10 protein-coding genes and 1 pseudogene are annotated in these 13,566 nt (G+C 63.8%); 6 read left to right on the top strand and 5 right to left on the bottom strand.

Translation table 11 applies throughout. The features are described from left to right. The first annotated feature begins 78 nt into the window (after nucleotides 1-78). On the top strand, nucleotides 79-594 hold the full coding sequence (locus APH30_RS02765; RefSeq protein WP_054911649.1) for a DUF6586 family protein: 516 nt from the start codon (nucleotides 79-81) through the stop codon (nucleotides 592-594). A gap of 50 nt (nucleotides 595-644) precedes the next feature. Further along, on the top strand, nucleotides 645-878 hold the full coding sequence (locus tag APH30_RS02760) for a hypothetical protein (RefSeq protein ID WP_009686280.1): 234 nt from the start codon (nucleotides 645-647) through the stop codon (nucleotides 876-878). Nucleotides 879-934: 56 nt separating this feature from the next. On the opposite strand, the gene sulA is transcribed toward APH30_RS02760, so the two are convergent. Next, entirely contained in the window at nucleotides 935-1,411 is a 477-nt protein-coding gene (gene sulA, locus APH30_RS02755) for an SOS-induced cell division inhibitor SulA (protein WP_009686281.1), read from the bottom strand. Between the two features lie 13 nt (nucleotides 1,412-1,424). Continuing rightward, nucleotides 1,425-2,033 carry a transcriptional repressor LexA gene (gene lexA, locus APH30_RS02750; RefSeq protein WP_029887015.1) on the bottom strand — a complete coding sequence of 203 codons (609 nt, stop codon included), beginning with the start codon at nucleotides 2,031-2,033 and terminating at the stop codon, nucleotides 1,425-1,427. A 217-nt stretch (nucleotides 2,034-2,250) separates the two neighbouring features. Between lexA and APH30_RS02745 the strand changes: the two genes are divergently transcribed. Both APH30_RS02745 and nagZ read left to right on the top strand, forming a co-directional pair. Then, nucleotides 2,251-2,958, top strand: a complete 708-nt coding sequence (locus APH30_RS02745; protein ID WP_009686283.1) for a TetR/AcrR family transcriptional regulator — start codon at nucleotides 2,251-2,253, stop codon at nucleotides 2,956-2,958. 83 nt (nucleotides 2,959-3,041) lie between these two features. After that, complete coding sequence (nagZ, locus tag APH30_RS02740) at nucleotides 3,042-4,040, top strand: beta-N-acetylhexosaminidase (protein WP_172828394.1); 999 nt, start codon at nucleotides 3,042-3,044, stop codon at nucleotides 4,038-4,040. A gap of 100 nt (nucleotides 4,041-4,140) precedes the next feature. On the opposite strand, the gene APH30_RS27465 is transcribed toward nagZ, so the two are convergent. Genes APH30_RS27465 through mfd form a run of 3 tightly spaced genes read right to left on the bottom strand, consistent with a single transcriptional unit; the run spans nucleotide 4,141 to nucleotide 11,494 of the window. Next, nucleotides 4,141-7,458 (bottom strand): DEAD/DEAH box helicase, encoded by a 3,318-nt coding sequence (locus APH30_RS27465; protein WP_082416105.1) that lies wholly within the window; start codon nucleotides 7,456-7,458, stop codon nucleotides 4,141-4,143. A 4-nt stretch (nucleotides 7,459-7,462) separates the two neighbouring features. After that, nucleotides 7,463-8,035, bottom strand: a complete 573-nt coding sequence (locus tag APH30_RS02730) for a CsiV family protein (RefSeq protein WP_054911648.1) — start codon at nucleotides 8,033-8,035, stop codon at nucleotides 7,463-7,465. 9 nt (nucleotides 8,036-8,044) lie between these two features. Then, nucleotides 8,045-11,494 carry a transcription-repair coupling factor gene (mfd, locus tag APH30_RS02725; protein WP_009686288.1) on the bottom strand — a complete coding sequence of 1,150 codons (3,450 nt, stop codon included), beginning with the start codon at nucleotides 11,492-11,494 and terminating at the stop codon, nucleotides 8,045-8,047. Between the two features lie 167 nt (nucleotides 11,495-11,661). On the opposite strand from mfd, the gene APH30_RS02720 reads away from it, so the two are divergent. Continuing rightward, a complete protein-coding gene (locus tag APH30_RS02720; RefSeq protein ID WP_009686289.1) occupies nucleotides 11,662-13,125 on the top strand; it encodes a glyceraldehyde-3-phosphate dehydrogenase in 1,464 nt (487 codons plus the stop codon). 76 nt (nucleotides 13,126-13,201) lie between these two features. Beyond that, a pseudogene (locus APH30_RS29400) lies at nucleotides 13,202-13,415 on the top strand (FAD:protein FMN transferase); the annotation flags it as partial. Nucleotides 13,416-13,566: the final 151 nt, after the last annotated feature.

The raw sequence follows: 13,566 nt of genomic DNA, 5'->3' as shown, positions 1-13,566 counted from the left end.
TGTAATTGGGGCCGCTTAGCGGCCCCAATCATTTATGATGCAGAAACTTGCCTTGCAGCCTGAAGGGAGGGCACAGAAATGGCCCAGGAAACCTACACCCGCACCAACCAGAAACTGTTCTTTGCCGGCCTCGCCCTCGAGGCCATGGCCAAGGCCGAGCAAAGCCAGGCCATGAATGCCCAGGGCCTGGTACAGGCCGAGCGCGAGTCGGCGCTGTTTCACCTGTACGGCGCGCTACTGGGCATGTGCCATGAAATTGGTGCTTTCTACCGCCTGCCGGTGGTGGCAACTGTGGAGCAGGCGCTGGCCGACGACAGCCTGAACGGTATTGCCATCCCCGAGGTGGCCGAGCTGCTGGAGCTGGCGCGCCAGCGTGAAACCTGGCTGGCGCAAATGCTCAGTGCTTATGCCGATTTGTTCCGACCACCTGTCGCCAGGAAAGCGCCAAAAACCGATGTTACTCAGCCGCTGATCCAAGCCGTGAACCTTGACGAGCCCGAGCAACCAGCGTCGTCCCGTGCCGAGCTGGAAAGCTGGCGCAATAACCTCAAAGGCCTGGTCAGGCGTTTTCGCGACGCGTTGAGTGAGTGCTGATCACGGCAACGGCTGATACAATACTGGCCTTTCGCGGAGAACTGCCATTTATGTCTACGTCTTTTCTGGAAATTGTCGAGTTGCCTGATGGCCGCATCGAACTGCGTCGCGCCGAGGATGAAGGCTCACTGGTAACCTTGGATTTCTCGGAAGACGCCAAGGTATTCCTGCAGGGTCAGCATGTTGAAGTGGCCAAGGCCATGCTCAGCGTGGGTGTGCAGATGGCCGGTCGCCTGATGGAAGGTGAGGCTGAGCGTGATGAAGGGCCGCGGGTGCTGCACTGAACCCTGAGGGTGCAGCAGGTGCCTGGCGTTTTGAAGTAACAGGCAAAGCCTGAACATCAGCCGAGGCGGATGTTCAGGCTTTGTGCATTTCCGGTAGTGGCTGCCCGTAGCAGTTGCTGGCGGGCAGTGGCATTCACGCTACCCAGCCAGCTGACCACTGTGTGGCTAAGGCCCAGGCGCAGGGCTTCGCAGGCCAGCTGCAATGGGCTCTGATTGCTACGGGGTTGCAGCAGCAGGATCCGTTCACGGTTGAGGCCTGCGTCGCGCAGCCAGGCCTGGGTCAGGCTCGACGGCGGCGCGATCAGGGTCAGCCAGCGGGTTTCGTCTTCTTCGCTCAGCTCACGCAGTACGGGTGCCAGCAGGTTTTGGCAGTGCCCTTGGGCGCCACGCAGCGACAGTTCGCTGAAAAGCTCGGGGTCGCTGTGCTTGCGTGCCAGTTCGCTGGCCTTTAAGCCAGGAAGTACGGGTTGGGCAAGGAATGCTTCGAACAACGGCAACTGGGCTTGCTCGGGTACGTGAATGAACTGCTGCATGACGCCTCCTGGATCAGCGGCGAATGACGCCGACGCTCAAGCCCTCGATCACCAGTTCCTGTTCTTTCAGGTCGACTTCGATGGGGGCGAATTCGGGGTTTTCGGCCAGCAGCCAGACTTTGCTGCCTTCGCGCTTGAAGCGCTTGACGGTCACTTCGTCGCCGATGCGGGCCACCACGATCTGGCCGTTGCGTGCTTCACGGCAGGTGTGTACTGCCAGCAGGTCGCCGTCCAGGATACCGACGTCCTTCATGCTCATGCCGTGCACGCGCAGTAAATAGTCGGCCTGGGGGTGGAAGAACGCGGGGTTGATGTTGCACGATTGCTCGATGTGCTGCTCGGCAAGGATCGGTGCACCGGCAGCCACACGGCCGATGATGGGCAGGCCGCTTTCTTCGGCCTTGGCTTCGAAGCCCGGGATGCGGATGCCGCGGGATGCACCTGGGGTCATTTCGATGGCACCCTTGCGGGCGAGGGCCTTGAGGTGTTCTTCGGCAGCGTTGGGCGATTTGAAGCCCAGTTCCTGAGCGATCTCGGCACGTGTGGGCGGGAAACCGTTGTCTTCCAGGCAACGCTTGATGAACGCGAGAATTTCGGCTTGGCGTGGCGTCAGTTTCAGCATGTTGGGCGCTCTGGCTTTTTGTACAGTGACTGGGATTATATACAGTACTGGATAAGCTTCAAGCCACACGTTGCAAGAAAAGTCGAACGCCCCCTCCCGGAGGCACGACGCGCGCTGTTTTCCAACGGCGACCGCCCGGTCACCGAGCCTTGACAGATGCAGGGCTGAAACGTATGTTTCAAACAACTATTTGTCTGGCGGAGTAGTCGGAGTAGTCATGGCCCAATCGGAAACCGTTGAACGCATTCTCGATGCTGCCGAGCAGCTGTTCGCGGAAAGGGGGTTCGCTGAAACCTCGCTGCGGCTGATTACCAGCAAGGCCGGGGTCAACCTGGCGGCGGTCAACTATCACTTCGGTTCCAAAAAAGCGCTTATCCAGGCTGTGTTCTCGCGCTTCCTGGGCCCGTTCTGCGCCAGCCTCGAGCGTGAACTGGAACGCCGCCAGGCCAAGCCCGAGCACAAGCCAAGCCTGGAAGAGCTGCTGGAAATGCTGGTGGAGCAGGCATTGGCTGTGCAGCCGCGCAGCAACAACGACCTGTCGATCTTCATGCGGCTGCTGGGCCTTGCCTTCAGCCAGAGCCAAGGGCACTTGCGGCGTTACCTGGAAGATATGTACGGCAAGGTGTTCCGCCGCTACATGCTGTTGGTCAACGAGGCGGCCCCCCGTATTCCGCCGCTGGAGCTGTTCTGGCGCGTGCACTTCATGCTGGGGGCGGCCGCGTTCAGCATGTCCGGCATCAAGGCCCTGCGGGCCATCGCCGAAACCGACTTCGGTATCAATACGTCCATCGAACAGGTCATGCGCCTGATGGTGCCGTTCCTGGCGGCCGGCATGCGGGCGGACAGTGGCGTCACCGACCCGGCCATGGCCACTGCACAGCTGCGCCCACGCACCAAGAGCAGCGCCGCCACGGCCAAGGCCTGAAGGCTGGGCGCGGCGGGGCGCTTGGGCTAAGCTAGCGCCGCTTCTGTTCAGTCTTCAATTAAGGAATACCCATGACCGTCAGTCTGCAAGGCTCCCTGATGGTGGACATCGCCGGTAAATGGCTGACCGCCGAAGACCGTCACCTGCTGCGCCAGCCCGAAGTGGCCGGCCTGATCATCTTCGCCCGCAATATCGACAGCCCGCGCCAGGTGCGTGAGCTATGCGCATCCATCCGCGCCATACGCCCCGATCTGATTCTGGCGGTGGACCAGGAGGGCGGCCGTGTGCAACGCCTGCGCCAGGGCTTTGTGCGCCTGCCCGCCATGCGCGCGCTGGCCGACAACGACAACGCTGAATACCTGGCCGAGCAGTGTGGCTGGCTGATGGCGACCGAAGTGCTGGCAGTGGGCCTGGACCTGAGCTTCGCTCCGGTGCTTGACCTTGATCACCAGCGCAGTGCCGTGGTGGGCAGCCGCGCCTTCGAGGGCGACCCGCTGCGTGCTACGCAGTTGGCCGGGGCGTTCATCCGCGGCATGAATGCCGCCGGCATGGCGGCCTGCGGCAAGCACTTCCCGGGGCATGGCTGGGCCGAGGCCGATTCGCACGTGGCCATTCCCACCGATGAGCGCAGCCTTGCGCAACTGCGCCAGGCCGACCTTGTACCGTTCAGCCGCCTGAGCGGGCAGTTGGCGGCGGTGATGCCGGCGCATGTCATCTACCCGCAGGTGGACGACCAGCCGGCCGGCTTCTCGCGCCGCTGGCTGCAGGACATTCTGCGTGGCGAGCTTGGCTTTGACGGGGTGATCTTCAGTGATGACCTGTCGATGGCCGGTGCCCACGTGGTGGGCGATGCGGCCAGCCGTATCGAGGCGGCATTGTCTGCCGGCTGCGACATGGGCCTGGTTTGCAATGACCGCGCGGCGGCAGAGCTGGCACTGAGCGCAGCGCAGCGCATGCAGGTCAGGCCCTCGCCGCGTATCGCCCGGATGCGCGGGCAGGGCTTTGCACGTACCGACTATCGCCAGCAGCCACGCTGGCTGGCGGCGTTGGGCGCGTTGAAAGAGGCGCAGCTGGTCGACTGACCTGTCGCCGCTGTAGCGGGTTTCTGGTTGCCAGTGAGATCGCCGCCGGCGCGGCGCTCGGCCTCACTGCCAGCCAACCCTCACGGCCGACCCGAGGGCATCAGCGCCCACGCTTGCCCGGCAACGGTGCAAACAGGGCATCGATCTCTTCATCCCCCAGCCGCCACTGCCCAGCCTGGCCGCCATCGAGCAGGCTCGCCGCCAGCGCGGCCTTCTCCTGCTGCAGTGCCTGTATTTTCTCTTCCACCGTGCCGCGGGTAATCAGCTTGAACACGAACACCGGTTTGTCCTGGCCTATACGGTAGGCGCGGTCGGTGGCCTGGTTTTCGCTGGCCGGGTTCCACCAGGGGTCGAAGTGGATCACCGTGTCTGCCGCCGTCAGGTTCAGGCCCACGCCGCCGGCCTTCAGGCTGATCAGGAACACCTCGCTGTCACCCTGCTGGAACTGCTGCACCGGCGCACGCCGGTCGCGGGTATCGCCGGTGAGCAGGCTGTAGCGGATCTGGCGCTTTTGCAGTTCCTGCTCGATCAGGGCAAGCATCGACGTGAACTGCGAAAACAGCAGTACCCGGCGGCCTTCGCTGAGCAGCTCATCGAGCATTTGCAGCAGTGCCCCCAGCTTGCCCTTGTCGGCCTGGTTACCCTTGCTCTCCACGCCTTTTACCAGGCGCAGGTCGCAGCACACCTGGCGCAGCTTGAGCAGCGCGTCGAGGATCACGATCTGGCTGCGCGCGGCACCGTTGCGGGCAATTTCATCGCGGACTTTCTTGTCCATGGCCACGCGTACCGCTTCGTAGGTGTCACGCTGGGCGTCGCTGAGCTCGACCCAGTGCACCATCTCGGTTTTGGCCGGCAGCTCGGTGGCCACCTGCTCCTTGGTGCGGCGCAACAGGAACGGCCGGACGCGGTTGGCCAGGTGGGCCATGCGCTCGCTGTCACCGTGGCGCTCGATCGGCGTGCGGTAGTCCTGGTTGAAGCGCTTCAGTTCACCCAGCCAGCCGGGCATCAGGAAGTGGAAGATCGACCACAGTTCGCCCAGGTTGTTTTCCATCGGCGTGCCGGTCAGGCACAGGCGCTGGGTGGCCTGCAGTTCGCAGGCGGCCAGGGCCGCCTTGCTGGTACTGCTTTTGATGTTCTGCGCCTCGTCCAGCACCAGCACGTGCCACGCGTGCGTGCGCAGGTGCTGCAGGTCGCGCGGCAGCAGCGCATAGGTGGTGAGGACCAGGTCGTAGTCGCCCAGCTTGGCAAAATGCTTGCTGCGCCCTGGCCCGTGCAGGGCCAGTACACGCAGGTCGGGGGCGAAGCGTGCGGCTTCGTCCAGCCAGTTGGGTATCAGGCTGGTCGGCATCACGACCAGGGCTGGGCTGACGAGGCGCCCGCTTTCCTTTTCCAGCAGCAGGTGAGCCAAGGCCTGCAGGGTCTTGCCCAAGCCCATGTCGTCGCCCAGAATGCCGCCGGTACCCATTTCGCGCAGGGCCTGCAGCCAGTTCAGGCCTTGCTGCTGGTAGGCGCGCAAGCTGGCCCGCAGCGCGACTGGCGGTGCGACCTGCAGGTCACGCGCGTCACGCAGGCGGCGCCCCAGGTCGCGCACATGCTCGCCACCTTCCCAATGCAGCGGCATGCCTTCGATCTGGTTCAGGCGCGCAGCGTCGGCGCGGTCCAGGCGCAGGGCCGGGCCTACGCTGCCTTCGTGCAGGTACAGCTCGCCCAGGGTGCCCATCACTGCCTTGATACGGCCATAAGGCAGGGCGACGCGCAAGGGCGAGGCATCCAGGCGGCCGCGGTTCAGGTCGATCAACAGGTGCTCGTCGTCACTGCGCCGGGCGAGTTCGCTGGGGCGTAACAGCTCTGGGCTGCTGCGCAGCAATTGCAGCACGATCGGCAACAGGCTGTGGCGCTGGCCATCGACCACGATGCCCAGTTCCAGGTCGAACCATTCATGGCCCGGCGCTTCGTCGATGGTCGCGTACCAGTCTTCCACCTCTTGCAGGTCGAAGGCGAAATCGCGGTGGGTATCGATGGCCCAGCCGGCTTCGCGCAGGCGTGGCAGGCCTTCGCGGGCAAAGTGCAGCCAGGCTTCGTCGTCGGGCAGTTGATACATTTCCCCGGCACTGTCGGGCAATGCCTTGCTCTGCCGGGTTGCAGGCCTGAAGCCGAAGTCCCGCAGCACTTTGCGCAGGGCTTGTTCAGCCTGGGGCTGGCGGCGGATGCGCTGGCTGGTGTTGCCTGCAAGGCGGGTCAGCGGCTTGTCGTCGCTACCGCTGGCTTGCAGGCCGTCATAGTCGAACGCCAATGCGGCGCGATGTTGCATCTGCCGTTGCATGCGCCCGGTTTTCGGCATGTAGGCGGTGTACTCGAGGCTGCCGAGGGCCAGAAGGGCCTGTGGCTGGATGTCCTCGATCACTTGCTCTCGCACGGGGGCAGGGGTCGGCACCTTGTGGCTCAGGGCATTGAGTTTGTGGCTCAGGGGCACGACCAGGTGTTCCGGCACATCGGGGGCGATGGTCAGCTGCACGGCCACATGCGGGTCAAGGGTGTGTTCGACCTTGCCCACCTCTTGCGCCTGCACATCGAAGTAGTACAGCGGCAGCAGCGGGATGACGCAGCGCAGCGGTTCCTCACCGCTGTACCACAGCCCCCGGTAGTTGCCGTTGTCCTGGCGTACCCAGCGGAACTCGGCTGGACGGGGCGGGCCTTCGTGCAGCAGGGGCATATTGACGTCGAACAGCATGCGCCCGGTCTCCAGTGCGCGCTGGAACAATTCGCCGCCTTCCTGGCCTTTGAGTTGGTAGCCGCGGTCCTGGCCGGCACCCTGGTTCAATGCCGCAAGCAGGCGCAGGATGCGCGTGTCCTGGTCGGTGACGAAGCGCGGCGGCTCGTAGAGAAAATCGTAAAGCGACTGCACCCGGCTGAAGCGGATGCCGTCCTCGCTGCGTGTGCCTTTGCGCACCAGCAGCGAACAGCCGGCAGCATCGGTCAGTTGCAGCTGGTAGCAGACCATGCGCCCGCGTTTGTCATCGGCTGCGCCGGTCTGGGCCGGCGGCTGCTCCAGGCCACTGAGCCAGTGCTGCAGTTCGGCCGACAGCATACCCGGTGGGCTCTGCACAGGCTCGGTGCTGATGTCGGGGCCGCTGAGGGTGAACAGTACCGCAGCGCAATGCTTGCAGTTTTGGCGTACCGGGCAGTCGCACTCACCCTCGACGTGGCAGCGGCCGCCTGCAATGTGCAGTTCGATGGTTTGCTGGTAGACATTGTCGCCGCTGCCTTCGCACCGGGCGGTGATGGTCTGGCGATAGATAGCGTCCAGTTCTACCCGGCCTTCATCGGCATAGCGTTCTGCGCGCTGCAGGGTGGCCTTGCTGAACGACTGGGTCCAGTTCGGGTATTGATTCACCAACTCGGCGGCATCTGGCTTCATGCGCTTACTGCTCCATCATCTCCGGGTCCATGGCCGGCATTTTCGGCGTGCCCGGTGGCGTGACCTTCAGCAGCACCGCCAGGTGCCCACCGTCGAGGAAGGTCAGCTGCCCACCTTTGACGTTACTGTTGCTTTGCTTGAACTGCTCGCTTTGCAGCACGCTGCCGTTGTCATCCAGCTGGTTGACCCAGAAGTTGGCCTCCACCGCGATAAAGCGCCCTTGGGCAATGCTCAGGTTGCCTTCGATAGGGAAATGGCCGAATTGCTCGGTGCCTTCGCCCAAGGCGATGCGGCTGGGTTGGTCGCCCACCTGTTGCCGCCAGGCCTTGTGCATCAGCACGGTGTAGTCTGCGGTCGCTTCCAGGCGGGTGGCTTCGTCTTCCAGCGCCGGGCGTTGCTCGGCGTCTTTGTGCAGGCGCGCAGCACCGCCGCTCCAGTCTTCCGGTGCGAACGGGCTGGTAAAGGCGGGCACGCTGTTCTGCCGCACCAGAATCATTTCTACCTGATACAGGCCTTCGGCGAAGGCGGCTGGCGCGAACAGCGCCAGCAGCAGGGTCAGGCAACGGATGGCACGCATGAATCTTCCTTAGGCAGGCTGTGGGGTCAGGCGCTCGAACAGCGCCTCCAAGGTGTTGAAGCGTTCGTCCGGGCGCTCCATTGGCACCAGGAAGCGGAACTGGGTCGCGCCTTCGAACTTGTAGCGTTTGGGCTGGCCCTGAATCAATTTGATCAAGGTCAGCGGGTCTACCGGGGTTTCGGCCTCGAACTCGAGCTTGCCGCCATTGGGGCCGGCATCGACTTTCTTGATGCCGAGCTTTTCCGCCTGCAGCTTGAGCGACGTCAGGCGCATGAGGTTCTTGGTGGGTTCCGGTAGCAGGCCGAAGCGGTCGATCATTTCGACCTGCAGGTCCTTGAGGCCCTCTTCGTCGGCCGCCGAGGCAATGCGCTTGTACAGGATCAGCCTGGCATGCACATCGGGCAGGTAGTCTTCGGGGATCAGCGCCGGCAGGCGCAGGTTGATCTCCGGGCCGCCGCCCAGTGGCTGTTCCAGGTTGGGCTGGGTGCCCTTGCGAATGGCCTTGACTGCGCGCTCGAGCATTTCCATGTACAGGGTGAAGCCAACGGCCTGGATCTGCCCACTCTGGCCTTCGCCCAGCAGCTCGCCGGCCCCGCGGATTTCCAGGTCGTTGGTCGCCAGCACGAAGCCGGCGCCAAGGTCCTGGGTGTTGGCGATCGCTTCCAGGCGCTTTTCGGCGTCGGCGCTGACCTTCTGCCGGGTGGGCGTGAGCAGGTAGGCGTAAGCCTGGTGGTGGCTGCGGCCAACCCGGCCGCGCAGCTGGTGCAGCTGGGCCAGGCCGAACTTGTCGGCGCGTTCGATGACGATGGTGTTGGCGCTGGGCACGTCGATACCGGTTTCGATGATGGTCGAAGCCACCAGCACATTGAAGCGCTTGTGGTAGAAGTCGCTCATCACCTGTTCCAGTTCACGCTCGCGCATTTGCCCATGGCCGATGCCGATGCGTGCCTCGGGTACCAGTTCGGCGAGGTCGGCTGCGCATTTCTCGATGGTTTTCACATCGTTGTGCAGGTAATACACCTGGCCGCCGCGCAGCAGTTCGCGCAGCAGCGCCTCTTTGACGGTGCTCTTGTTCTGCTCCATGACGAAGGTGCGCACCGACAGGCGGCGCGCCGGCGGCGTGGCGATGATGGACAGGTCGCGCATGCCCGCCACCGCCATGTTGAGCGTGCGCGGGATGGGGGTGGCGGTGAGGGTGAGGATGTCGACTTCGCTGCGCAGGGCCTTGAGCTGCTCCTTCTGGCGTACGCCAAAACGGTGCTCTTCGTCGATGATTGCCAGGCCCAGGTCCTTGAAGCGTACGTCGTCCTGCAGCAGCTTGTGGGTGCCGATCAGGATGTCGATCTTGCCCTCGGCCAGGTCTGCGGCGGCGGCGGCGACTTCCTTGGCGGACTTGAAACGGCTCATCACTTCCACGGTCACCGGCCAGTCGGCGAAGCGGTCGCGGAAGCTGTTGTAGTGCTGTTGGGCGAGCAGGGTGGTCGGCACCAATACCGCCACCTGGCGGCCGCTGTGCACGGCAATGAACGCCGCGCGCATGGCCACTTCGGTCTTGCCGAAGCCCACGTCGCCACAGACCAGGCGGTCCATCGGCTTGGGCGCGAGCATGTCGGCGCGCACGGCTTCGATGGCGGCCTGCTGGTCGGGGGTTTCCTCGAACGGGAAGCCGGCGCTGAACGTGGCGTAGTCGGCGGACGGGTCGGCGAAGGCGTAGCCTTTGCGCGCGGCACGCCGGGCGTAGATGTCGAGCAGTTCGGCGGCCACGTCGCGGACTTGTTCGGCAGCCTTGCGCTTGGCCTTCTGCCAGGCTTCCGAACCCAGCCGGTGCAGCGGCGCCAGGGCGTCGTCGCTGCCGGTGTAGCGGGCGATCAGGTGCAGGTTGGCGACCGGCACATAAAGCTTGGCGTTTTCGGCATATTCCAGGGTCAGGAACTCTGCAGCCTGGCCGTCGATTTCCAGCGTGGCCAGGCCCAGATAGCGGCCTACGCCGTGGTCAATGTGCACCACCGGTGCGCCTTCGCGCAGTTCGGTAAGGTTCTTGATTACCGCGTCATTGGCGGTTTCGCCACGTTTGTCACGGCGCCGGCGCTGCATGACGCGCTGGCCGAACAGCGGGCTTTCGGCGACCAGGGCAATGGCCGGGTCGTCCAGCAGCAGGCCTTCGTCCAGTGGGGCGATGGTGATGGCCAGGCGCTCGGCACCGGTGATGAAATCGTGCCAGCCATCAACGGTGTGCGGGCGCAGCTTCAGCCGTTCGAGCAGCTCCAGCAATACCTCGCGACGGCCCGCCGATTCAGCGGTGAACAGCACGCGGCCGGGGAACTGGTCGAGGAAGCTGGCCAGCTCGGCCAGTGGCTGGTTGGCCTTGGCCTCGATCGCCAGGTTGGGCAGGGCGCGCGCCGGGAAGCGCTCGCGCCCTGCGCCGGCTTCCAGGTCGTCGCTGCTGACCACCACCCGCGGCCACTGCTTGAGCCGGGCGAAGCAGTCTTCCACCGGCAGGAACAGCTCGGCCGGTGGCAGCAGTGGCCGGCTGAGGTCGCCACGGCGGTCTTCATAGCGCCCGCGCACGTCGTTCCAGAAGTGTTCGGCGGCCTGTTCCACCCCCGGCAGCGAAAACACCTGGGTGTCCGCCGGCAGGTAGTCGAACAGGGTGGAGGTTTCTTCGAAGAACAGGGGCAGGTAGTACTCGATACCGGCGGGGATGATGCCGCTGGCCAGGTCCTGGAAGATCGCGCTGCGGCGGAAGTCGACGTCGAAGCGTTCGCGAAAGCGTGCCTTGAAGCGGGTCACTTCATCCTTTTGCATGGGGAATTCGCGTGCAGGCAGCAGGCGCACGGAATCCACCTTGTCTATCGAGCGCTGGGTCTCGGGGTCGAAGGTGCGCAGGGTCTCGATCTCGTCATCGAACAGGTCGATGCGGTAGGGCAGCTTGCTGCCCATGGGGAACAGGTCGATCAGTGCACCGCGCACGGCGAACTCGCCATGCTCATAGACCGTGTCGACGCACCGGTAGCCGGTGGCTTCCAGCCGCGTGCGCATCTGCTCCACGTCGAGGGTCTGGCCCACGTCCAGCACCAGGCTGCTGCCCAGCAGAAAACGCGTGGGTGCCAGGCGGTGCAGGGCAGTGGTCACCGGCACCACGAGGATGCCGTGGCTCAGCTCAGGCAAGCGGTAAAGGCTGGCGATGCGCTGGGAGATGATGTCCTGGTGCGGCGAGAACAGGTCGTAGGGCAGGGTTTCCCAATCGGGAAACGGCAGCACCGGCAGGTCGGGTGCGAAGAAGCGCAGCTCCTGTTCCAGGCGGTCGGCGGCCTGGCTGTCGGCCGTCAATAACAGGGTGAAGCGGCCAGCGCTGCTGGCGGCCTCGGCGATGGCAAGGCTGAGGGCGGCACCGGGCAGGTTGCCCCAGGTTTGTTTGCCGGCCGTGGCCGACATTTGCGGTAGGCGCAGAACTGACACGGGAGATTGCACTCCAAGCGTTGCGGCAAAGAGACCGATTGTACCGGTGACGGTGCCGGCTGTCAGGCTCCAAAGGGCATGAATGCTGGCTTGGCTCGCTGCGACAGGCGCTCATTGCCGGTTCTGTGTTGGGGCGTCATAATGTAGCCCCTTTTTTCTGTCCCTACATGTGGAAGGTTCCCGTGACTCAGAAGCCCGACCAGTGTCTTGGTGAGTGGATCGATCGTGAAGCCCTGGCTGAAGCGATGATCCCGCTTATCGGTCAGCTCTACCGCAACAACAATGTGGTGAGCTCGATTTATGGCCGCAGCCTGATCAACCGTTCGGTTATCTCGATCCTCAAGGCGCACCGCTTTGCGCGTCATCGCCAAACCGACGAAACCGAACTGTCCGTCCACGAGACATTCCCCCTGCTCAAAGCCATGAGCGAGCTGAAACTGGGCGCCGCTTCGGTCGACCTGGGCAAGCTGGCCAACAAGTTCAAGCAGGAAGGCAATGGCCGCACTGCCGAGCAGTTCGTCCGTGAAGAGCTGGCCGACGTGGTTGGCCAGCAGAACGCTTCGGCGCGCAAAGGCACTGACGTGGTGCTGTACGGCTTCGGCCGCATCGGCCGCCTGCTGGCGCGCATCCTGATCGAGAAGACCGGTGGCGGCGACGGCCTGCGCCTGCGCGCCATCGTTGTGCGCAAGGGCGCCGAAAACGACCTGGTCAAGCGTGCCAGCCTGCTGCGCCGTGACTCGGTGCATGGCCCGTTCGATGGCACCATCACCATCGATGAAGCCAACAACACCATCACTGCCAACGGCAACCTGATCCAGGTTATCTACGCCAAGAACCCAAGCGAAGTCGACTATACCCAGTACGGTATCGAAAACGCGCTGATCGTCGACAACACCGGTGTATGGCGTGATGCCGACGGCCTGGGCCAGCACCTGGCCTGCCCGGGCGCTGCCCGCGTGATCCTCACCGCACCTGGCAAGGGCGCGCTGAAGAACATCGTGCATGGCATCAACCACGGCGATATCACGGCCGATGACAAGATCATCTCGGCAGCTTCCTGCACCACCAACGCCATCGTGCCGGTGCTCAAGGCCATCAACGACCAGTACGGCATCGTCAACGGCCACGTCGAAACCGTTCACTCGTTCACCAACGACCAGAACCTGATCGACAACTTCCACAAGGGCAGCCGCCGTGGCCGCGCCGCGCCGCTGAATATGGTCATCACCGAAACCGGTGCCGCCACCGCTGCTGCCAAGGCACTGCCAGTGCTCAAGGGCAAGCTGACCGGCAACGCCATTCGCGTACCTACGCCGAACGTTTCGATGGCCATCCTCAACCTGAACCTGGAAAAGGCCACTACTCGCGACGAAATCAACGAGTACCTGCGCCAGACCGCAATGCACTCGGAGCTGCACAAGCAGATCGACTACGTTGCCTCGCAGGAAGTGGTCTCGACCGACTTCGTTGGCTCGCGCCACGCCGGTGTGGTGGACGCTGAAGCGACCATCGCCAATGACAACCGTGTTGTTCTGTACGTGTGGTACGACAACGAATTCGGTTACAGCTGCCAGGTGGTTCGCGTGATGGAAGACATGGCCGGTGTGAACCCGCCTGCATTCCCACGCTGATTCGCGGGTAAGGCAATGAAGAAACGGGAACCTTCGGGTTCCCGTTTTTTTTGCCTGCTTTTCATGTTGCTGCGGCCTTTGCAGGTGCGTACGCCCGGTAAATCACTTGGGCTCGGATGACGAGCGGCACTATTTCGAGGACAATGGCCGGCGCTATTGGCACCCCCTTTCGATGCCCGTGTCCGGCGCCCGGTGCGCATGACCGTGCCGCCGTTCGGGTGACTCGGGCCGGGGGTGGCTGTGTCTCCCGAGCTACGCCCGCGTTTGCGCAGGCGGTGAAAGGCGAGTGAAAGCGCAAGCAGGGATGATTGCCGCCAGGGATCGGTAAAGCATATGTAGTGCGGGCGAAATTGGCCTACGACGCGACCAAGGGTTAATGTGCGCGGCGTTCACGCTTGATTAGACTGCACCCGAATTTTCTCATGGCGCCCCGGCGGCATG

The organism is Pseudomonas sp. NBRC 111127 (assembly GCF_001320345.1).
GTDB classification, from domain to species: Bacteria; Pseudomonadota; Gammaproteobacteria; order Pseudomonadales; family Pseudomonadaceae; genus Aquipseudomonas; species Aquipseudomonas juntendi.
This window is presented reverse-complemented; position numbering and strand designations above follow the sequence as displayed.